We start from the raw sequence: 21,545 nt of genomic DNA, 5'->3' as shown, positions 1-21,545 counted from the left end.
TGGTATTGCTCACCCTGCCAGTGAAAGGTCATGGTGTGCACGTTCTTGTAGGCATCAAAATGTTTTTCTGGGAATGCAATAAATTGCTTGTGCGTCTGCTTAAAGACTTGTCGGAAAAACGGAAGCAGTTGATTTAAATCGCTACGGGTGTAAGCTTCGTAGGGTTCTGTATCGCTGTAACCTCTGACCACCACGTTATCAAAGTAATGAAACGACAAGTCAAGGTATTTGATAAACAAGATACTCATTTGTCCGCGTATCTGCGCGTAGGTCGAGCTTTTCATCAAACCCAACATTACTCGGTCATTATGGTGAGACATATAGCCTTCAACAGAGCATTGGGTGAATGCGTTGACACTCTGCTTATCGCACCACCTGAGATATAAGGATGTGGTAGAAAAGATCTTGTACAGGGAGTGATGGCTGCCGCCTTCTTCAATAGCTTTATCGAAACTCTGTTTTAACTGAAGAATAACGCCCTCTCGGTCAGCATCTTCAAATTGTCCGCCCTGTTGCAATAACTGCGTAGAGGGAAAGTGCTTGACCAGAAAACGGTTAAAGTCCGCTTTTTGAATGCCATATATGTCTAATTGAATACACAGCTCTGGCTGCCAACCGCTGAGATATTCCACTTTACTCATTTTCACCTCCCTGTTCGTCATGTAATGCGCTGTGCATGATGTTATCGAGGATGCCAAACTTGACCTTGAAAGCCTTTTTCCGTCTTAGAAAGCGCAAATACTTCCAGGTGGTCGATTCATTTTTATGTCCCATCCACGCCATCAACAGTTCCATACACTCAAGATCAAGGAGTCCGGCTTCGAGTAAGTCGCTGAGGCGGTAAGTGCCATAGGTCGAGCGAAAATCGTGGAAACGGTGGGTGAAGGTAGGGTGTGACTTTTTAATTACGCTGCGTAACTCTGACCACCTTGCTTCGATTGATTTTGCGGTTACCGGATTACCTTGTTCACTGACAAACAGAGGTTCGTGGCGCTCACAGCGCTCCAACGCATCAACAGCTTCCTGTTTTAGCTCTAATGCCACTTCAAATAAATTATCCAGTTTATTATTTAGCTTTTTCACACGCAGTAAGCGCCGCTCGGAGGTGCGGTAATCATCTAACTGAGTTAATAATTCGGCTGATATTTCAATGGTTCTTCGCTTGGCATATTTGGTTTGAACACCATTCAATTGCGGTGAAATTATCAGTTCATAGCGGTGCTCACTTTCAGCAAGTCGTATGGCAGTCTTTAATGCATCAAGGGAGACTGTGGCGACTTCGTTGATCCGCATTCCGGTATCAATAGAAAGCAGCACTTGAAGGCGTAATTCAATGGATGCTTGAGGCAGATACGAGGTCAATATGCCCAGCGAATCATTACTCAGGGGGGTGAGCGGCCTTATGTTCTTGCTGCTACTGTCCCTCGGCACTTTAATTCGTAGATCACTTGTCTGCACGCTGAATGTTGGCGAAATATGTGCCAGCATCCCTGTGCTTTGAATGGAGACAAACTCTATTTTGAATGGAGCCTCTTTCTCGTTTTTGATCTTCAAGTAACCATCATGCATTAACCATTTGTAGTAGTTAACAATTTGGTTCATTCGCACGCTGGCAGTGCTATGCGCCAAGTCACCCTTTTTAATCTGCTTTAGTAGGTGGGAGCGAAATAGATAAGTTGGTTTTAGCCTTTTGACGGGAGGGAATGTATCCCACGCTAAGTTCTCATCTTCAAGGAATTGATAATAGGCATAAAGAGCTTGGGAGCAGGGACTAAGGTCTTTAGCATCCTTAACCGCTTTTTGGTAAAAGAGGTAGCTATTGGCTTCATGGTTGAATGAGCCATCACCATTGAAGAGAGTTGGGAGGCTGCCAATATTTCCCTTAACAGGAGAGCACTGGTAGGTGTTGTCACTGATTGATAGTTCTGTCTGTTTATAGACATTGCTTGATTTTATGAGATACATAAATTCACCTAGAAAACCACTGACTATACATACAGCATAGTCAGTGACTGATTGTTTTCCAGATTTATTTATGTGTGTAAGATGCTTTTCCTACACTAACCCGTCATAGTAACGAATTCTTCGCTTCCTGTTGGATGGATAGCAACAACGGCATCAAAATCTGCCTTGGTTGCACCCATTTTCATCGCAACTGCAAAACCTTGGATCATTTCATCCACTGTAAAACCGATACCATGTAGCCCGACAACTTTTTCATCGTCACCCGCACAAACGAGCTTCATCTTACATGGTTGGCGATGTTGCGTTACCGCGGTGTACATTGCGGTGAATCCTGACTGGTAAACTTTTACATTGTCTTTGCCGTATTGCTCAACTGCTTGTTGTTCAGTAATACCAATAGTACCAATTGGCGGATGGCTGAATACGACGGTAGGAATAAGGTCATAATCCATTTTGGCGTTAGTCTGCCCATTGAATAGGCGCTCAGATAATTGACGGCCAGCTTTAACTGCCACCGGAGTCAGTTCAACACCACCTTCCATAATGTCGCCTACACAATAGATACCTTTTACGTTGGTTTCTTGGTATTCATCGACTTTAATATAACCGCGGTCATTAGTGGCAACACCGGTCACATTTAGGTTAATTGTATCGGTGGCTGGATGACGACCAATTGCCCAAATAAGTGTATCAACATTTTGGCTTTCACCGTTTTCAAGATGAAGAGTGACGCTGCCATCAGCTTCTTTAATTACTTCTTTAGGAACAGAATGTGTATGCAGCGTTGGACCTTCGGTATTCATTACTTCAACCAAGGTTTCTACAATCATAGGATCAAAGCTGCGTAGTGGCGATTCTTTGCGGACATACAAATGGGTATCGGTGCCGAGAGCGCTTAATACGCCAGCGATTTCGACTGCAATATAACCTGCGCCAACGACAGCAACACGTTTTGGTTGTTCGTTTAGCTCAAAGAAACCGTTTGAATCAATACCATGCTCTGCACCTGGTACATTTGGAATGCTTGGGCGTCCGCCAACGGCAATTAGAATATGATCGGCGGTGTAAAGTTCACCGTTTACTTCAACCGTTTTTGCATCGACAAATTTCGCAAAGCCACGGATAACATTGATTTTATTGTTACCTAAAACACGGTCGTAAGACTGATGAATACGACCAATGTATGCTTGGCGATTCTCAACCAGTTTTGCCCAGTTAAAGCCTTTTACATCGACATCGAAGCCGTAATCTTTTGAGTATAAATTGATAGCTTCAGCTACTTGTGCGCCATGCCACATCACTTTTTTCGGTACGCAGCCGACATTAACGCAAGTGCCGCCGAGATCTTGTGCTTCGATCAGTGCTACTTTTGCGCCATGCATTGCTGCACGGTTAGCTGATGCGATGCCGCCACTGCCGCCACCAATACAAATGTAATCAAAATGCGTCATCTTGTTCTCCGTAACTGTGTTGAAGGCATGCGATATTGTTAGCATGCTCATGATTATTAAGTTTGTGAGTTATTAATTCATAATGGGGATCACCCACCAGAACTGCAACCCCAATTGTTGTGAGTTCGATTATTCCGGGACAACCCAGTCTACTTTAGAAAATCCGGTAGCTGGCGCGATAGCTTGTTGTAATAAAGGTAAGATTTCCTGCATCTGACTTTCTAGCTTCCACGGCGGATTAATCACGATCATCCCTGATGCCGTCATACCTCGCTCTTCACTGTCGGCCGAAACGCCTAATTCAATTTGCAGGATTTTACGAATCCCGAGATCTTTTAAGCCTTTCATCATGTCATCGATATTACGACGGTAAACCACTGGGTACCAAATAGCGTATACGCCGGTTGACCAGCGCTTGTAACTTTGGCTAATTGCTTTCACCACATCTTGGTATTCGTGCGCCAATTCGTAAGGGGGATCGATTAACACCAATCCACGGCGTTCTTTTGGCGGCAAACATGCTTTTAAATGAGCAAAGCCGTCTTTTTGATGAATAGATACTTGGCGATCACGATGAAACTCTTGTTCAAGTAACGGAAAGTCACTAGGGTGCAACTCTGTAAGAACCATGCGATCATTTATTCGTAAGTGAGCACGCGCTACGCGTGGAGAACCTGGATAATAACGTAGCTCATCACCGTCGTTTAAGTTTTGAATCGCGTCTAAGTAACTGCTCACCTCTTCAGGCAATTCAGAGTTCCAAATACGAGCAATCCCTTGTTTGTATTCGCCGGTTTTTTCCGACCATTCATGGGTTAAATCGTAGCGGCCAACCCCGGCATGAGTATCGTGATAAACAAATGGCGCATCTTTTTGCTTCAGAGCATTAAGAATGAGGCTTTGAACAATATGTTTAACAACGTCGGCATGATTGCCAGCATGAAAACTGTGGCGATAACTCAGCATGAAAGGTCTCTTTAAAATAATTCAATATTGTCGCCATGATACCGAATATTGACTGGCGATGCCTTACAAAAGATAAACCGCGTTACCCATTGAATTTTACTTATATCGACTACATTTAATAGCAAAGACACAAATAATCTAGAATTTAAGCATTGAGCAATAAAGTCTCTCGCTTTAAAAGAACTTGGCGATTACGCCTTCAGTGATTAAGGAAGCATTCATGTCTAACCCGTTATTAAGCTTTACTGACCTCCCGCCATTCACTCAAATAAAACCAGAACACGTTCAGCCAGCAATGGAACAAGCAATTGCTGATTGCCGCGCTCAAGTGGAAAAAGTATTACAAAATGATGCTGTACCAAGTTGGAATACCATCTGTGAGCCATTAACTGAAACCGATGATCGCCTTGGTCAACTTTGGTCACCAGTAAGCCACTTAAACTCAGTAAAAAACAGCAATGAGTTACGTGAAGTGTACGAAGCGTGCTTGCCGTTACTATCTGAATACGGCACGTGGATTGGTCAACATAAAGGCTTGTACGATGCGTATAAAGCAATCAAAACCAGTGATGAATTTGCTACATTAAACACCGCACAACAAAAATCCATTACCGATGCATTAAAAGATTTCGAATTATCGGGTATTGCGCTTCCTGCGGATGAACAAAAACGTTATGGCGAGATCAGCAAACGTTTATCTGAGTTGGGGTCAACCTTCTCCAATAATGTGCTGGATGCGACCATGGGTTGGAGCAAACTGATCACGGAAGAATCCGAATTAGCCGGAATGCCAGAATCGGCTGTGGCGGCGGCAAAAGCGAATGCAGAAGATAAAGAATTAGACGGTTGGCTGTTAACTCTTGAAATGCCATCTTACATTCCTGTGATGACCTATTGTGATAATCAAGCATTACGCCAAGAAATGTATGAAGCCTTTGTGACTCGCGCGTCTGATCGTGGTCCAAATGCAGGGAAGTGGGACAACACAGAGATCATGGCTGAAGAGCTAAAACTGCGACATGAAATCGCCCGTTTATTAGGTTTTAGTTCGTATGCAGAAAAATCTCTAGCAACCAAAATGGCAGAAAATCCTGGTCAAGTGATGGGATTCTTAAACGATTTAGCCACCAAAGTGAAGCCACAAGGTGAGAAAGAAGTCGAGGAATTACGTCAGTTTGCTGAGCAAGAATGTGGTGTGACTGAATTGAACTTGTGGGACATCGGCTATTACAGCGAAAAGCAAAAGCAAAAATTGTTCCAAATTTCAGATGAAGAACTGCGCCCATACTTCCCAGAAGCTAAAGTTGTTTCGGGTTTATTTGAAGTATTAAACCGTCTGTTTGGTATGACGGTCAGCGAAAAGCAAGGCGTAGAAGTATGGCATGGTTCTGTCCGCTTCTTTGAAATTAAAGACTCGAAAGGCGAATTACGCGGCAGTTTTTACCTAGATTTATATGCCCGTGAACATAAACGTGGCGGGGCGTGGATGGATGAATGCCGAGTTCGCCGTAATCTAGAAGATGGTTCTATCCAATCACCAGTGGCCTACCTAACTTGTAACTTCAACAAGCCAGTGGGTGATAAGCCTGCGTTGTTTACCCATGATGAAGTCGTGACCTTATTTCATGAATTTGGTCACGGCATTCATCACATGCTAACCCAAGTTTCTGTTGCGGACGTATCGGGTATTAACGGCGTGCCTTGGGATGCAGTTGAGCTGCCAAGCCAGTTCTTAGAAAATTGGTGCTGGGAAGAGCAGGCGTTGTCATTTATCTCTGGTCATTACCAAACGGGTGAACCACTGCCAAAAGAAATGCTCGATAAAATGCTAGCCGCCAAGAACTTTCAATCGGCGATGTTTATTTTACGCCAGTTAGAGTTTGGCCTATTCGATTTCACTCTGCATTCGCAATACGATCCTGAAGTCGGTGCAAAAGTGCTGGAAACGTTAGCCGAAGTAAAAGCCAAGGTTGCAGTATTGCCAAGCTTAGAATGGAACCGTTTTTCACATGCATTTAGCCATATTTTTGCAGGTGGTTACAGCGCGGGTTACTACAGTTATTTGTGGGCTGAAGTACTTTCTAGTGATGCATTCTCACGTTTTGAAGAAGAAGGCATTTTCAATAAAGAAACTGGCCAAAGTTTCTTAAACAATATTCTAGAAATGGGTGGTAGTGAAGAACCTATGGAGCTGTTCAAGCGCTTCCGTGGTCGTGAGCCACAAATTGATGCCATGTTGCGCCATGCTGGCATTGAAGGATAAATAATTCTTTTTATTTGCAATGAAAACACCAAGCCCTGAATGAAAGTTCGGGGCTTTTCTTATTTATAAAGCTTATTTAATAGGGGTAGAGTGTTCTTTCATATAACCGATGGAATCAATAAACGCTTTAGCGTTATCTTGATCTCTGGTGTATATACGCTTTATTAAACTAGGGGTTTTATTTTGGATATCTATAATATACCAGCTTCTCTTGCTCCAAAGTGTCGTGGGGCCGAGGGAGTTGAAATACACTCTTGAATTATTTGATTTGGTTTTTGTTGTTGAAATGCCAGAAGCGATTATTGACGTATTACTCTGTGCTGCCGATCCAATGCCTATGGTCTTACTTGAATAGCCGTCATTAAAACCAATATAATCATCATTTATGAACAATGATTCTGGGCGATATTTATCAGGTTGTTGCATTATGACCTGCTCAATGATCTTTGTGGCATAAGCTTTGTTTGAAATAGATTTCGGGGAATACTCTACTCTTTCGGCTGTTGAGCAGGCACTAAGAAGTAAAGGGATAAGTAAGGTCCATGTTTTCATTTTTAACTTTCCATAATATTGAATAGCCATAAGGTCAGCAATATAGCTTATGTATTAGTGATACTTTTAATCGTTATTTCTATCTAATCAATCTTTGCACATTCGAGCTGACTAACACATTCGACAATTTTTCCAACAGCGAACCATTTTGGTGCCAATAATGCCAGTACAGTGGGACTTGTATGCCGTCCTGTTGTGGGAATATTTCAACTAATCGTTCAATAAAAGGTTCCGCTTGCAAGAGCGGCAGCAAACCATAACCTTGGCCGTTGAGTACCATGTGCACTAAACCTTCGCTTGATGGGCAAATATGGTAAGGATAGGTTTGATTACAGCCATATTGTTGCAAAGATTGTTTATGCAGTTTATCGGAGGAGCCAAAAATAACCGCGGGCGCATGAGATAATTCTGCATGTCGATCGTGAGTGGAAAAGTAACGCTGATAAAAATCATGTGTACAATAAAAGCGGTATTCCATATTGCCAAGAAAATAGCTACGAGTGCCATTGAGTGGTTTTTCTGAGCTACACAAACAGCCCAGCACCAACCCTTCTTCCAGATGCTTTAAGCCTTCACTTTGATCTTCAATCATGAGCTCAAACATTACACCATGCTGTTGTGAAAAATGCTGAATAGCAGGAAACCACCACGTGGCCAAGCTGTCGGCGTTCACCACGATTTTGATGGCATGTTGTTTGGTCATATCATCCATCACATGACTTAACTCTAATTCGAGTTGTTTGACCTTAATGACATGATTAGCCAGTGCTTGTCCGGTTTCCGTTAATGACAGAGCTTTGCCGCGATGAACCAAAATCGCACCGACTTTTTGCTCAAGCGAGCTGATACGTTGAGAAATAGCCGATTGCGTAATATTGAGTTCATTGGCAGCAGCATCAAAACTTTTGAGTGCGCCAATACGCTCTAGTGATTCTAATAATTTATAGTCGAACATAATCCACTTTATATAAGATTTTCTAATGTTGGTTAAGTTATTTTAATTTTAACTTATGATTATTTGCAGTGATACTGCGCGTCTCACGTTTTCACTTCAAGTTTTTAAGGAATCCACAGATGTTGGCAATGGCAGTAAAAGGGGCATTTTTGTCGGGCAGTTTAATTGTGGCAATAGGCAGTCAAAATGCGTTTTTATTAAAGTCAGGATTGAAGAATAACCATGTGATGCTGGTGGCGACCATTTGCTTTATTGGCGATATTTTGATGATTTCCACTGGTATTCTAGGTGTGGGTGCATTATTAGAACAAGCGCCAATGTGGCGTGATGCCTTAACATTGGCGGGTATTGCTTTTTTATGTTGGTATGGATTTTTATCGGCTAAATCAGCATGGAAAGGCCAAAGTCATCTAGATGTTGACTCAGGTGATGTCAATCGCAGTTGGATGGCAGTGGCAATGATGACGCTCGCGATGACTTTCCTTAATCCACATGTGTATATTGATACTATTGTGGTGTTAGGCGGTGTCACTTCATCGCTTACTTTTGATGAGAAAAAATGGTTTTTGCTTGGCTCACTAACGGCGTCGGCAGTGTGGTTTTATGGCGTAGCGTATATCGCTAAGAAATTGATTCCTGTGTTTGCGAAACCCGTGACTTGGCGAGTGTTGGACACTGTAATTGCACTGGTTATGTTTGGCATTGCTCTTAGTTTAATAAAGCCGCTGCTTGAAGCGAACTTGGTTTAATTTCTATCCCCATTCGCACAAAAAAAGGCTTCTTATCTCTCGTTAGCGAAAAGTATCGCTAACGAGAGATAAGAAGCCTTTTGATTAAGGGAGCTGAGTAGAATCGTTACGAGAACTGATTCATGGTGTTGTTTTCACCTGAAGCTTTCAGTGCTTGGTCGCCAGAGAAGTACTCTTTGTGATCATCACCAATGTTGGAACCTGACATATCTTGGTGTTTCACGGATGCCAAACCTTGACGCAGTTCTTTCCGTTGAACGCCCGCCACATAAGCCAACATGCCTTGCTCACCGAAGTAGTCTTTCGCCAAGTTATCGGTAGAAAGCGCTGCGGTGTGGTATGTCGGTAGCGTGATCAAGTGGTGGAAAATACCCGCTTGTGCCGCTGCATCACGTTGGAAGCTTTGGATTTTTGCATCCGCTTCTAGTGCCAACTCTGAACCATCGTACACTTGGTTCATCAATTGAGAGCGCTCATAAGTGGATACGTCTTTTCCTGCTTCATTCCAACCATCAAACACTTGTTGGCGGAAATTCAGCGTCCAGTTAAATGATGGGCTGTTGTTGTAAACTAGCTTAGCGTTCGGAATCACTTCGCGAATACGATTAACCATGCCCGCAATTTGTTCAACGTGAGGTTTTTCGGTTTCAATCCACAATAGATCAGCGCCGTTTTGTAGAGAGGTAATGCAGTCTAGTACAACGCGATCTTCACCTGTGTCAGGCTTGAAGCGAATCAGACCATTAGGCAGACGAGTGGGTTTGATCACTGCATTACCTTGTTTTAATACCATATCACCGGATTCAAGCTCAGATAACGAGGTAATTTCTACGCCATCAATATAAGCGTTGTATTGATCGGAAAGATCGCCTGGTGTCTGTGATACTGGAATTTTTTGCGTTAGCCCTGCGCCCAATGAATCGGTACGCGCCACAATCACGCCATCTTCTACGCCCATTTCTAGGAAGGCGTAACGCACTGCATTTATTTTGGCTAGAAAGTCTTCATGTGGAACGGTGACTTTACCGTCTTGGTGGCCACATTGTTTGGCATCCGATACTTGGTTCTCAATTTGAATGCAGCACGCACCCGCTTCAATCATTTTCTTCGCGAGTAAATAAGTCGCTTCTTCGTTACCAAACCCGGCATCAATATCAGCAATAATTGGGACTACATGAGTTTCAAAGTTATCGATTTGCTTTTGCACTGCTTGAACTTTTATTTGGTCACCTGACGCTTGCGCCGCATCCAAGTCTTTAAATAGATGATTTAACTCACGAGCATCGGCTTGTTTTAAGAAGGTGTACAACTCTTCAATCAGCATCGGAACCGAGGTTTTTTCATGCATGGATTGGTCGGGCAGTGGGCCAAATTCAGAGCGCATAGCAGCGACCATCCAACCGGAAAGATATAAGTAACGACCGCGTGTGGTTTCAAAATGCTTTTTAATTGAAATCATCTTTTGCTGGCCGATAAATCCATGCCAACAACCTAGAGATTGAGTGTAGTTAGATGAATCAAGATCATAAGCGTCCATGTCTTCGCGCATTATTTTTGCGGTGTAGCGTGCAATGTTTAATCCGGTTTTGAAACGATTTTGCAGGCGCATACGAGCCACATATTGTGGTGTGATCGCACTCCAAGTGCTGCCTTGCTTTTCGATCATTGAGGTCGCATCTGCAAGCTGTTGTTTGTAGCTGTTTTGCTGACTATTTGATAAATGAGTAGTGGTATTTGGCATAATGATTCCCTTCTTTTCTTATTAACAATATTCACGTTATTGGATTTTGTTTTGATTGATGTTGTCATCCTGAATAGTGACGAAGGAGTGTGGTTCAGGATCTCCTTCCACTATTTGAATTGAACCTCAACGGTGTAGGAGAGCTTGGACAACTCGTGCCTCATTTCCTTATTGATTCTTAGCCCAAGCTCGATATTGATGTAACAAAGGTTCGGTATAGCCACTTGGCTGATTGCGGCCTTGGAATATCAGCTCTCTTGCCGCTTGAAACGCTAAACTTTGTTCGGTGCGAGGCGACATCGCTTGATAGCCTTCAGTACCTTGGTTTTGGCTGTCTACTACTTGCGCCATCTTATGCATGCTGTCCATGACTTGTTCTGGGCGGCAGACGCCGTGTAATAACCAGTTGGCAATGTGCTGGCTGGAAATACGCAGCGTCGCGCGATCTTCCATTAACTCAATATTGTTAATATCTGGCACTTTTGAGCAGCCGATACCCATGTCTACCCAGCGAACCACGTAACCTAAAATACCTTGAATATTGTTATCGAGTTCCGCTTCTATTTGTTGCTCGGTCAGTTCGTTTTCAGTTAATAATTCAAGGTGTAATAAGTCGGCAAGTTTTGCTGGTGGACGTTGGTAAATACTCGCGTGCTGTTCAAATACATTCACTTGATGGTAGTGAATAGCATGCAATGTGGCGGCAGTTGGCGATGGTACCCAAGCGGTATTAGCACCTGATTGTGGATGCGCGATTTTGGCACTCATCATGGCATTCATTTCCTCTGGCATCGCCCACATGCCTTTGCCTATTTGCGCTTTACCTGCAAAACCACACGCTAAACCAGCGTCAACATTGTTGTTTTCATAAGCTGAAATCCAAGCTTGATGTTTGATCTCAGCTTTTGGTTTGAATGCGCCCGCTTGCATGCTGGTATGAATTTCATCGCCAGTGCGATCTAAAAATCCAGTATTGATGAACACCACACGAGATTGCGCCGCGCGGATGCATTCTTTTAGATTAACGGTGGTGCGACGTTCTTCATCCATAATGCCAATTTTGATGGTGTTTGGTGCAAGTTCTAGCATGTTCTCTACACGTTCAAAAATTTCGTTACTAAATGCCACTTCTTCTGGGCCATGCATTTTGGGTTTCACGATATAAATGCTGCCGGTACGGCTATTAGTGACACGACACGCTTGAGGATTTTTGATTTCGATAGCTGCAATCAAGGAGGTGATCACGGCATCAATCAAGCCTTCTGGCATATTGTTGGCGTGTTGGTCTTGCGCTAAATCACTTGTCATTAAGTGGCCGACGTTACGCACCATCAAAAGTGATCGACCATGTAAGGTGTAGTCATCGCCATTTTTATGGGTGTAACTACGATCGCAATTAAGGCGGCGAATCTGGGTTTGATTGCCTTTATTGATGGTCGCAGTTAGGTTGCCAGTAATTAAACCAAACCAATTACGGTACGCTTCAATTTTGTCTTCACTGTCCACTGCGGCTACCGAATCTTCAAAATCCATGATGGTAGAAAGTGCCGATTCCATTTGAATATCATCTAAACCAGCGATGTCATGCTGACCAATCGATCCTTTGCGGTTAATGATCAGCTCAATATGCAGGCCATTATTTTTTAAAACGATAGACGTTGGTTCAACATCCGGATTACTTGAAGCCACAAACTGGCAAGGCTGGGTTAAACCAGATTGGCTTCCATCTGGAAATGTCGCCAATAGGTGGTGAAAATAAACCGAATAGCTTTGAACATCGTGATGTGAACCTTCTTTTAATGGAAAACTATCATCTAGAAAGGTTTTAGCAAAAGCAATAACATGCTTACCACGAGCAGGATTGTATTTTTTGCCCGCCTTTAAACCGTCAGATTGTGGAATCACATCCGAGCCGTAAGCAGCATCATATAAACTGCCCCAGCGAGCATTAGCCGCGTTTAAAGCAAAGCGAGCATTTCTAATCGGAACCACCAATTGTGGCCCCGCCATGATCGACATTTCTTCATCTACATTGCTGGTGGTGATTTTGAAATCATTGCCTTGTTCAACCAAGTAACCAATGTCACGTAAAAATGCGTGGTATTGTTCGGTATTTAATTGGCGAGGGTTGGCTTGATGCCATTGATCAATCTGTTGTTGTAGCGTTTCACGCTGGGCTAAAAGCGCATTATTTTTTGGGGTAAGATCGGTTAACAGTTGGCTAAAATCTTGCCAAAACTGTGCTTGGTTTAACCCTGTTAGCGGCAACACTTCTTGATTGACGAATTGAACTAGGTCAGCGTTGAGCTTGTGTACCATCGATGGTGTGTTTTTGGTATTGATTGTCTGAGCTAAGTTCATAATGTTTCCCTCGTGTTACCGGTTATAAATGTGGTTCTGATAGAGCAATTAGTGACGGTTGTCTTAAAACTGAACATCAAATGCGGTTTTCTTATCTTGTGACTAAAAGAATATCGATAAATTAACTAAAATTTCACAAAGGAAATTACACAGTGTAAATTTTACAAAATAATCATAGGAAGTTCTCAAGGATGAAAACGGTACATTCACTCAATCGACAATCTCATTTTTTGGGAACAAAAGTCCGTAACCTGCGAAAACGTAACGGATTAACGTTGGAGGATTTATCCGCGCGTTGTGTCAAAGTGGATGCTGAAGATGCGCCATCTGTTTCTTATCTTTCGATGATCGAGCGCGGTAAAAGAGTGCCAAGTGAAGCGATGCTGGATGTGATTGCGCAAGTATTTCAAAAGCCATTAAGTTGGTTTTTGGACGATGCCAGTGAGGAGCAAGAATTCGCACCAGAAAAAGGTACCCGTGGTGGTATCAATGGCATGGTGCTTGAACCAAGCTTCCTTTTTTCGAATGATATTTTACAGATTGCCATTCCAGAAATGCTGTCTCAAACGGGAACGACGGGGCATCAATTTGCTCATTTGCTTATTCGTGCCCACCAAGAACATCATCAAAACCATTTTCCAGATCTAGAAAAAGCGGCGGAAAAAATCGGTCAAAAACGTATGCCACTTTCCGTTGAGGATTTACTGGAAATCTGTAAAGAAGTCGGCGTAAAAATTAAATGGTTTGACGAACCATCACAAGATGTAGTCGATAAAGCGGGTATTAAATCTAAGCATATCGTACGTTCTTACGCTGAAACTCCGAGTGTTATTCGTATTAATAAAGCCCTTAAAGCGACGCCAGAAAAGTTGAAATATGATCTAGCGGTTCATATTGGTCATAAGGTGTTGCATAACAGTGATGGTGAAAAAAACGTTATCGCGTCTGATAATCGTAATTTATCGACACTCAAACGAGATGATAAATCTCGAGATACGTTAAATTTGGATTCACAACATATTCTACAAGCGTGGCGAGATTTTGAATGTTCGTTTTTTGCCGGTGCGTTACTGTGCCCGAAAGTGCCATTTCGTCAATTGCTTGACCGCCATGGCTATGAGATCAGCGTGAGTAAATTGATTGGTGTATCGGAATCGGTGGTGATGCGTCGTATGACCGCTGTGTCTTCGTATCCGCATTGGCATTATTTTGATGCATACAATCCCGGGAAATTAAAAGCGGTGTATCGCGGTAATGGTATTCCGCTGCCGTGGGGCAATATGCGCATGGTGGAAGATCCGTGCCAGCATTGGTCGGTATTTCGCATGATTGGTATTCCGGGTAATACGCCAGTCGCGCAAATTTCGGTGTTAAATCAAAATGGTGTACCGCACATTTATTGCTGTGAATCGGTCAAGGTGAAAGACATGGCGGGCAATTACCATGTGCTATGCAGCGGAATCGATTTAAATCCCGCTTTGGATGCACAAGGTGAAGATGCGGTAGAGATTGCCACGGCACTGCAAAAAGAATGTGTACGCCGAGGTGGGCAAGCCGTGATACCACATGGCATTCGACAAAAGTTATTAACCGTGGCCAGAATTTTAAATATTAATTGGATTGAGCGCGGAATTGAAAATGACGCCAGAGTGATTTGTGCTCGCGGCGGCATGTGCCCACGGGTACCAACCTGTTATACCGAGAAAGCCGAACTTCGTAGCCCGGAACTGAAAATACCAACGTTATAAGATTAAGGCCAAGTAAACACTATCGGGATCTCTGATATTGAGATCCCGACATGTGAGAAACGAGGTTTATGCCCCAATCACACCACCATCTTCACGGGTAATTTTCATCACGGTTGAGCGCGGAATACCGTTGAGCTCAGAGAAACTTCCCGTGGGATGCTGTACGCCAATCAACATGGTTTTATTATCTGGGCTAAAGGTTAAGCCTGTGATTTCACAACCAGTTGGCCCAGTGAGAAATCGTTTAATTTCGCCAGTATTAGGATCGCCACACAGCATTTGATTATTGCCCATGCCTGCAAAGTCGCCTGAATTTGAATAATCACCATCGGTTTGGATCCATAAGCGACCAGCGTTATCAAATCCAATCCCATCAGGACTATTGAACATATTGTCTTTGTTTATATTCTGGCTACCCGAACGCGGATTTTTAGCATCGTATTTATCCGGATTACCTGCCATCACATAAATATCCCAAGTGAATTCATGGACGGCATGGTTACCATTTTTAGGTTCCCAACGAATGATATGACCATAAATATTATTTTCGCGAGGGTTGGCTGCATTTAATGCTTGGTTCTCTTTCACGCCTCGGTTTTTATTGTTGGTTAATGTACAAAATACTTGATCTGATTTTGGATTAATCGCTACCCATTCAGGGCGATCCATTGTAGTTGCGCCCACTTGTGTTGCTGCTTGGCGAGCAAAAATAACTACTTCAGCTTGATTATTAAAACCATTTTCAGGCGTTAAACCATTTTTACCAAAGGTCAGCTCTAACCATTCGCCATTACCGTAAAGCTCACCATCTTGAGCGGAAAACTTGGCCACATACAATGTCCCTTCATCCAATAAATCACGATTGGCTTCTGGTTTACTCGCATTATATTTTGCTTTTGAAACGAATTTATATAAATGCTCACCACGTTCATCATCACCTAAATACACCACTACTTTGTCATCTTGGTTGATGGTTAATGCAGCGTTTTCATGCTTAAAGCGGCCCAATGCCGTGCGCTTTTTAGGTTTGGAGTTTGGATTCATAGGATCGATTTCGACTACCCAGCCGTGACGGTGGTTTTCATTTGGCTCTTTTTGTATATCAAATCGTTCATCAAATTGATGCCAATTGAAATCACCATCTCCTGATTTTATGCCATATCGAGCATCTCTCTTTGGCACTTTAATGTCGTTTTTACTGCCAAAGAAGCCATCAAAATTTTCTTCACAAGTCAGGTAAGTTCCCCAAGGTGTCGAACCATTAGCGCAGTTATTAAATGTGCCGAGTACTTGTGTACCAGTTGGATCCGCGTTGGTTTTGAGGTGTTGATCGCCGGCGGCAGGGCCGGTGAGTACCATTGGCGTGTAAGCCGTGATGCGGCGATTAAGACGACCATCAACATTCACATTCCAGCCTTGCTGATCGTTACGAAGCTCAACAATAGAAACCCCAACCGCAGCTTGTGAACGGCGAACTTTTTCGGCGGTTAATGTTTTACCGTGATCATTAAATAAAGTGGCGTAATCGGTGCTTTCATTGTTTACCGCTAAAACGGCACGCGATTGGCTGAGTGGCAAAAATGTCATGCCATCGTTATTGTCACCAAATTGGTTTTCTTGATCGGTGGCTGAGTTGGTTTGGGAAAAAAGAGTAGCTTTAGGTTTAATTGAATCACCCCAAGCGATAAGCGGTTGAGCAAGATAACCTTTTGGAACCACAACGGTATCTGAGGTTGAGGCTGCGATAGGATTAAAGCCAATAACGGTCGAGTCGCTGTGTTTTTTTGTCATCGCATTGGCTAATGGCGAGGTCGCAAAAAAAGCAATAGAACTTCCTACTGCCGTTGTTTGTAAAAATCGACGTCGACTTAAGCTATTGTCGATAATTTTTGAAAAATCAGAAGGTGTAGATAAAAGGTTATTTGAATGATCATCGTGTTCAATATGGCTCATAACAGCTTCCTTGGTCTATTTTTAGTTTGACCAAGAGGCTAAGGCTTCTATGTTAAATAAATATGACGATCTATTTACGTTAATATTTCATGCGAGATATTCCCGCCTTACTTGCCGCCTCATTGCAACTTCAATTACTTTGGGTATAAATGCTGAGAAGGTCACAATGAGTACTCCAAAATACGTTATGGATTCACGTTGCGATTAATGGGGTTTTGCAAAGAAATCAAGGTTTCAGTGGACTGAACTTCATCAATTGCTTGCAGCTTATTGATCAAAACATGCTGTAATTCTTCGATGTTTTTACACATCAGTTTGACGAAAATATTGTAAGCGCCGGTGGTGTAATAGGCTTCAACCACTTCATCGAGGGCATTTAGTTTTGCGATCGTGGAATGATAATCACGCGCCGCGTTTAAGTTAATCCCAATAAAACAGCACACATCATAGCCAAGCTTTTTCTCATTAATGACCACTTCGGTGCGCTCAATAATATTCGCGGCGCGCATTTTTTCTACCCGAACATGTACGGTGGCTGGGCTAACATTAAACATTTTAGCCATTTCGGCGTATGGGGTACGAGCATCGGCCATCAAAGTTTTGAGAATATCTCGATCAAGTTGGTCGAGTTTAGGTACGTTATTTTGCATGCTGTCTTCCTGATCCTGAATAGAATATAATTTATCACAGATTGACGCCTATCTAATCTTATCGATTATATTTCCTTTGTGCGCGGTTGAACGCCTTCATCTGTGAAGTGGTCAGGTTAATTATTATTTATCTATTTAGAGGTTGCCGATTGTGCAGTTGAACTTATGTTGTGAAGCGCCAGAAAGAATGGCGGAACTGCAAGAACTTGCCCAACGCTGGCAGCTGACTCATCAAGTTGACTCCGTATTTGCCCTGGTTTTAACTTCTGACAGATTAGAACTGCGCAAATTAGATGAGCCTAAATTAGGGGCTATTTATGTTGATTTGGCGGGTGGAGCGGTAGCACATCGGCGTAAGTTTGGTGGTGGGAAAGGGCAAGCAATCGCCAAAGCGGCGGGATTAAATAAAGGCGCTAGACCCACGGTTTTAGATGGTACCGCTGGGTTGGGGCGAGATGCCTTTGTATTGGCCTCATTGGGTTGTAAGGTGCAGATGGTTGAGCGTAATCCAGTGGTGGCGGCATTGTTAGATGATGGGTTAGCGAGAGCCAAACAAGATCCCGAAATCGGCGGTTGGGTGAGTGAGCGAATGAGCTTGCTGCATGCTTCTAGTCATGACGCTTTGACGCAATTAACACAGCAAGCTGACTTTGTAATGCCAGATGTCGTTTACCTTGATCCTATGTATCCGCACCCTGAAAACAAAAAGAAATCGGCATTAGTCAAAAAAGAGATGCGCGTTTTTCAATCTTTAGTCGGGGCAGATAACGACGCGGATGCGCTGCTTAAACCAGCATTATCGCTCGCCACTAAACGAGTGGTGGTGAAGCGTCCTGATTATGCGGATTGGCTAGATAATCAAAAACCAAGTATGGCGATTGAAACCAAAAAGAATCGTTTTGATGTGTATGTGTTAAACGCCATGACAGAAAAATAGAACGCGTAATAACGAACACTTGACCTAACGTTCACAAAGATATTGAAATTTATTCGTTATTAGATGGTCTTATCTACTTGAATGGCACATTAAAAAAAGAGAGCAATATGAAATCTACGACCTTATTACTATCATTAGCGTTATTGCTACCTGCGACCACATTTGCGGCAACGTCAACTGCGGATTCAGCTTGTTCTGAATTGAACAACAAGATCATTGTCGGGGAAAAAGAATGGCTGACGGTGATGAATACCGATCAAAGAACAATTGCTAAAGTGGATACGGGGGCAACGACCTCTTCCATTAATGCGCTCGATATTAAAGACTTTGAAAAAGACGGCAAAGATATGGTGTCATTTAAACTTAAATCAAAAGATAAAGTCAGTGATACGATTACATTGCCAGTAAAACGTTGGGTTAAAATCAAGCAGTCTTCGAGCACTAAACTGTCTCGCCGTCCAATCGTTGATCTTGAAATTAAGCTCGGTGATAAAACCTACACCACCCCATTTAACCTGGTCGATCGTGATCATATGATTAGCGATATATTACTTGGTCGCTCATTCCTAAATCCGATCGCTTTGGTCGATGTTGAGCAAAAATACATTTATAAATAAGCGTTGTTATCAATGATGCTCAAAGTTTAAGTGAAGAGTTTAAGGTGCTTATGGCGTATCGCTATAGGCACCTTAAACTGTTAATAAGATAAGATAAGATAAGATTTAGATAGGTAATTTTGAGTATTGCATGACTAACTCAGCAATACTTTTAGTCGCAAACTTCTTCATTAAACTAGAACGATGTACTTCCACGGTTCTGACCGCAATACACAAATCATCGGCGATTTGTTGATTCTTCATACCTTTCACGATTAACGCTAAAATTTCTTTTTCTCTTTCGGTTAATGATGCAAATGCCAATTGGATGGTGATGGTTGCTTGTACTTGGCGTGAATATTCACATGCTTTATCTATTGCCTGAGCGAGCTTGAATCCATCGACTGGTTTTTGCAGGAAATCCACCGCGCCTTGTTGCAGAGCTTCAACTGCCATCGGGACATCGCCGTGTCCAGTTAAATACACCACTCCTAATGGGCTGCATTGTGCGATCAATTGTTGATGGACTTGTTGGCCGCGCATTAATGGCATACGGCTATCCAGTACGACACATCCTGCCTTGTCTAATTGAGCATGATTGAGAAAATCGGGTCCATTAGAAAAACACGTCACCGAATAATCTAATTCTTGTAATAAGAAAGCCAATGAATCGAGTACGGAATCATCGTCATCGACGAGATAAATAGGAAGCGTCATTATACTTATTTATTCCTTAAGATGATGGAGTGCTAGATAGTTGAGTGAGAGCACTATAGGGCAGTTGAATGCGAGCTTCACAACCATGAGGCTGAATGGATTGTAAGCTGAAATAGCCACGATGGTGCTCAATAATATCGTGGCAAATCGATAAACCAAGCCCTAACCCTTCCTCTTTAGTGGTCACAAATGCAGCTTGTAAATGTTCAATTGGATGACTTAGCCCCGCGCCATTATCAGTAATAATAATATGGGCTTCGCTTGCAAGATATTCGACCACAATCTTAATGTGATTATCCAATGGATCACCGTGACTTAAGCAAGAGTCGGCTGCATTGTTGAGTAGATTAATCAGTACTTGTTGTATTCCGACTGGATCAAGATGAACGTCACGAGCATGACCAATGGTTTGAGTATGAATATTCACATGTTTAAGGCTTAAATCATGGTGTAGCAGAGCAATGGTGTCATCTATAATCGCTTGAATATTGAAATCCCTAGTGGCAACTGGCCGTCTAGTGATTAAGTTACGTAAGCGTTGCACGATCGCATCGACACGTACCACTTGTTGCTCAATTTTGTCCATGACCGGAGCGAGATCTTCCGCTTTGGCGCCCTTAGATATTTTAAGTATTGCCCCTTGATTATAATTACGGATCGCGGCCAAAGGCTGGTTGATTTCATGCGCTAGGTTGCTGCCCAACCCGCCGACAATGGCGACTCGCTGTGCATGTTCCAGCATTTGGCTTTTCTGTTTCAGGTCGTAGTTGGCTAAGTTCAACAATTTTTGATTACGATTAAAGCGGTATTCCAACCAAAAATGATAACCGCTGAGTGCCAAGAATAAGATTAATGCCCCCCATGCCCATTGTTGATTTTGCTTTAACCACAATAATGCTTGTTGCCACCAAGGCGTTTGTAATGGATGTATATCGAGTTCTTGATATAGCTTATCAATACGGTGTGGGCTAATTGGGGAGGCCCAACCTTTTGATTGGGCAGCTTTTGCTGCAACGCTGTCGGCAGGCAGGTTGAGTAACGCTTTAGCGACATTGGTGGCAAGACCTTCACTGGCTTTACTGGTTTTGGCAAATGACCAGTTGGGATAAAGCGGGGTGGAGACGGAGCAAGGAAAGCCTGGAGGCGGGTTATTATTAATGACGCGAAATTTTTCAGCATCAATTAATCCTTCCTTGGCCATGTTCTCAAGTAAACAGGCAGGCGTAATTGCCACATCGGCGCGGTTATCACGCAGTTGATAGATCATGGCGTCTAATGGAAATCCAATGTACTCAACGTGCTGAAAGAAGTTTTGTGGGTTTTGTTGCTGTGATTTTAAATATTGTTTTAAAGTCAGAAAGCCGCCAAAGGCATCGGGTGAAACCGCCACGGCGTTCGAGTGTTGTAAATCGCCCAAATTTAAAAAAGGACTATTCACTCTTACTACTAAAGCACTGCCTAATGCTTGACTGGTACCATGTGGCCAAGGGCTGTTTAACGTGGCGATCCAAGACAGTGGGAATTGCCGCCCAAGTATGACGGATTGACCAGGATTGGTGATCGCAAATTCGACGGTGTCTTCACGCACGGCTTGTTCTAGCTGCTCTAAATTACTGGGTAATAACTCAAACTGATATTGAGGAAGTCGGAGGTTGAGCCAATCAATCGTAGGCTGCCAACGTTGTATTGCGTCAACATTGCCGCGTGGCGCTAAAACGGCAACCTTGATGATAGGCGCTTGAGGTTGCTGCGCATAAGCGTTTAGGCTCAATAGTGGGCTGCAAAATGGAATAAGCAGCAGACAGAATAAGCATCTTATTTTTCGAACATGGATGAGATGCGTCAAATTGTATCCTTTTATGCCAAATTAAATGATGAGTAAGAAGTGATGCGCTCCTCTATACCTAAAATCGTGACTGTTTTAAATAAATTGCACCTCTT

The 21,545-nt window shown here is 42.9% G+C and carries 16 protein-coding genes and 1 pseudogene; 5 read left to right on the top strand and 12 right to left on the bottom strand.

Annotated features, from left to right (window positions below):
- From FH976_RS09130 to FH976_RS09115, 4 genes and pseudogenes are all read right to left on the bottom strand, one after another.
- Nucleotides 1-641: pseudogene (locus tag FH976_RS09130) on the bottom strand (hypothetical protein); the annotation flags it as partial.
- A complete protein-coding gene (locus FH976_RS09125) occupies nt 634-1,965 on the bottom strand; it encodes a site-specific integrase (protein WP_194090559.1) in 1,332 nt (443 codons plus the stop codon). The gene FH976_RS09125 and the pseudogene FH976_RS09130, both read right to left, overlap by 8 nt.
- Before the next feature lie 95 nt (nt 1,966-2,060).
- Nucleotides 2,061-3,416 carry a glutathione-disulfide reductase gene (gene gorA, locus FH976_RS09120; protein WP_194090558.1) on the bottom strand — a complete coding sequence of 452 codons (1,356 nt, stop codon included), beginning with the start codon at nt 3,414-3,416 and terminating at the stop codon, nt 2,061-2,063.
- A 129-nt stretch (nt 3,417-3,545) separates the two neighbouring features.
- Nucleotides 3,546-4,382 carry a 23S rRNA (adenine(2030)-N(6))-methyltransferase RlmJ gene (locus tag FH976_RS09115; protein WP_194090557.1) on the bottom strand — a complete coding sequence of 279 codons (837 nt, stop codon included), beginning with the start codon at nt 4,380-4,382 and terminating at the stop codon, nt 3,546-3,548.
- 220 nt (nt 4,383-4,602) lie between these two features.
- Here FH976_RS09115 and prlC point away from each other — a divergent pair, with 220 nt between their 5' ends.
- Nucleotides 4,603-6,645, top strand: a complete 2,043-nt coding sequence (prlC, locus tag FH976_RS09110; protein WP_194090556.1) for an oligopeptidase A — start codon at nt 4,603-4,605, stop codon at nt 6,643-6,645.
- Between the two features lie 72 nt (nt 6,646-6,717).
- Here prlC and FH976_RS09105 read toward each other — a convergent pair whose 3' ends face one another.
- Together FH976_RS09105 and FH976_RS09100 are read right to left on the bottom strand one after the other, a co-directional pair.
- Nucleotides 6,718-7,197 carry a sensor protein gene (locus tag FH976_RS09105; RefSeq protein ID WP_194090555.1) on the bottom strand — a complete coding sequence of 160 codons (480 nt, stop codon included), beginning with the start codon at nt 7,195-7,197 and terminating at the stop codon, nt 6,718-6,720.
- A 79-nt stretch (nt 7,198-7,276) separates the two neighbouring features.
- Nucleotides 7,277-8,152 (bottom strand): ArgP/LysG family DNA-binding transcriptional regulator, encoded by an 876-nt coding sequence (locus tag FH976_RS09100; protein WP_194090554.1) that lies wholly within the window; start codon nt 8,150-8,152, stop codon nt 7,277-7,279.
- 119 nt (nt 8,153-8,271) lie between these two features.
- On the opposite strand from FH976_RS09100, the gene FH976_RS09095 reads away from it, so the two are divergent.
- Entirely contained in the window at nt 8,272-8,901 is a 630-nt protein-coding gene (locus FH976_RS09095) for a LysE/ArgO family amino acid transporter (protein ID WP_194090553.1), read from the top strand.
- Nucleotides 8,902-9,007: 106 nt separating this feature from the next.
- Here FH976_RS09095 and FH976_RS09090 read toward each other — a convergent pair whose 3' ends face one another.
- Both FH976_RS09090 and FH976_RS09085 read right to left on the bottom strand, forming a co-directional pair.
- The gene (locus FH976_RS09090) at nt 9,008-10,642 is read right to left on the bottom strand and encodes an isocitrate lyase (protein ID WP_194090552.1); all 1,635 of its coding nucleotides are present in this window, start codon (nt 10,640-10,642) and stop codon (nt 9,008-9,010) included.
- A gap of 168 nt (nt 10,643-10,810) precedes the next feature.
- Nucleotides 10,811-13,003 carry a malate synthase G gene (locus FH976_RS09085; protein WP_194090551.1) on the bottom strand — a complete coding sequence of 731 codons (2,193 nt, stop codon included), beginning with the start codon at nt 13,001-13,003 and terminating at the stop codon, nt 10,811-10,813.
- 191 nt (nt 13,004-13,194) lie between these two features.
- On the opposite strand from FH976_RS09085, the gene FH976_RS09080 reads away from it, so the two are divergent.
- On the top strand, nt 13,195-14,751 hold the full coding sequence (locus tag FH976_RS09080; protein ID WP_194090550.1) for a DUF3612 domain-containing protein: 1,557 nt from the start codon (nt 13,195-13,197) through the stop codon (nt 14,749-14,751).
- Between the two features lie 66 nt (nt 14,752-14,817).
- Here FH976_RS09080 and FH976_RS09075 read toward each other — a convergent pair whose 3' ends face one another.
- Together FH976_RS09075 and asnC are read right to left on the bottom strand one after the other, a co-directional pair.
- The gene (locus tag FH976_RS09075) at nt 14,818-16,704 is read right to left on the bottom strand and encodes a PhoX family protein (RefSeq protein WP_194090549.1); all 1,887 of its coding nucleotides are present in this window, start codon (nt 16,702-16,704) and stop codon (nt 14,818-14,820) included.
- Between the two features lie 185 nt (nt 16,705-16,889).
- Complete coding sequence (gene asnC / locus FH976_RS09070; RefSeq protein ID WP_194090548.1) at nt 16,890-17,354, bottom strand: transcriptional regulator AsnC; 465 nt, start codon at nt 17,352-17,354, stop codon at nt 16,890-16,892.
- Between the two features lie 151 nt (nt 17,355-17,505).
- On the opposite strand from asnC, the gene FH976_RS09065 reads away from it, so the two are divergent.
- Both FH976_RS09065 and FH976_RS09060 read left to right on the top strand, forming a co-directional pair.
- Nucleotides 17,506-18,291, top strand: a complete 786-nt coding sequence (locus FH976_RS09065) for a class I SAM-dependent methyltransferase (RefSeq protein ID WP_194090547.1) — start codon at nt 17,506-17,508, stop codon at nt 18,289-18,291.
- 107 nt (nt 18,292-18,398) lie between these two features.
- Nucleotides 18,399-18,908, top strand: coding sequence for an ATP-dependent zinc protease family protein (locus FH976_RS09060; protein ID WP_194090546.1), 510 nt, complete (start codon nt 18,399-18,401; stop codon nt 18,906-18,908).
- A gap of 105 nt (nt 18,909-19,013) precedes the next feature.
- Here FH976_RS09060 and FH976_RS09055 read toward each other — a convergent pair whose 3' ends face one another.
- Both FH976_RS09055 and FH976_RS09050 read right to left on the bottom strand, forming a co-directional pair.
- Nucleotides 19,014-19,604 carry a response regulator transcription factor gene (locus tag FH976_RS09055; RefSeq protein ID WP_194090545.1) on the bottom strand — a complete coding sequence of 197 codons (591 nt, stop codon included), beginning with the start codon at nt 19,602-19,604 and terminating at the stop codon, nt 19,014-19,016.
- Between the two features lie 16 nt (nt 19,605-19,620).
- Nucleotides 19,621-21,450, bottom strand: coding sequence for a sensor histidine kinase (locus tag FH976_RS09050; protein ID WP_228767386.1), 1,830 nt, complete (start codon nt 21,448-21,450; stop codon nt 19,621-19,623).
- Nucleotides 21,451-21,545 lie beyond the last annotated feature (95 nt).

It is taken from the genome of Vibrio hibernica (assembly GCF_015223435.1).
GTDB classification, from domain to species: domain Bacteria; phylum Pseudomonadota; class Gammaproteobacteria; order Enterobacterales; family Vibrionaceae; genus Vibrio; species Vibrio hibernica.
The sequence above is the reverse complement of the archived record's forward strand: the minus strand, read 5'-3'. Positions and strand labels throughout refer to the sequence as shown.

Bases quoted from the DNA above. Each gene is read 5' to 3' on its own strand.
- FH976_RS09085 (WP_194090551.1), bottom strand. From the start codon at position 13,003: ATGAACTTAGCTCAGACAATCAATACCAAAAACACACCATCGATGGTA.
- FH976_RS09100 (WP_194090554.1), bottom strand. From the start codon at position 8,152: ATGTTCGACTATAAATTATTAGAATCACTAGAGCGTATTGGCGCACTC.
- FH976_RS09125 (WP_194090559.1), bottom strand. From the start codon at position 1,965: ATGTATCTCATAAAATCAAGCAATGTCTATAAACAGACAGAACTATCA.
- FH976_RS09095 (WP_194090553.1), top strand. From the start codon at position 8,272: ATGTTGGCAATGGCAGTAAAAGGGGCATTTTTGTCGGGCAGTTTAATT.
- FH976_RS09090 (WP_194090552.1), bottom strand. From the start codon at position 10,642: ATGCCAAATACCACTACTCATTTATCAAATAGTCAGCAAAACAGCTAC.
- asnC (WP_194090548.1), bottom strand. From the start codon at position 17,354: ATGCAAAATAACGTACCTAAACTCGACCAACTTGATCGAGATATTCTC.
- prlC (WP_194090556.1), top strand. From the start codon at position 4,603: ATGTCTAACCCGTTATTAAGCTTTACTGACCTCCCGCCATTCACTCAA.
- FH976_RS09075 (WP_194090549.1), bottom strand. From the start codon at position 16,704: ATGAGCCATATTGAACACGATGATCATTCAAATAACCTTTTATCTACA.
- FH976_RS09060 (WP_194090546.1), top strand. From the start codon at position 18,399: ATGAAATCTACGACCTTATTACTATCATTAGCGTTATTGCTACCTGCG.
- gorA (WP_194090558.1), bottom strand. From the start codon at position 3,416: ATGACGCATTTTGATTACATTTGTATTGGTGGCGGCAGTGGCGGCATC.
- FH976_RS09115 (WP_194090557.1), bottom strand. From the start codon at position 4,382: ATGCTGAGTTATCGCCACAGTTTTCATGCTGGCAATCATGCCGACGTT.
- FH976_RS09055 (WP_194090545.1), bottom strand. From the start codon at position 19,604: ATGACGCTTCCTATTTATCTCGTCGATGACGATGATTCCGTACTCGAT.
- FH976_RS09105 (WP_194090555.1), bottom strand. From the start codon at position 7,197: ATGAAAACATGGACCTTACTTATCCCTTTACTTCTTAGTGCCTGCTCA.
- FH976_RS09080 (WP_194090550.1), top strand. From the start codon at position 13,195: ATGAAAACGGTACATTCACTCAATCGACAATCTCATTTTTTGGGAACA.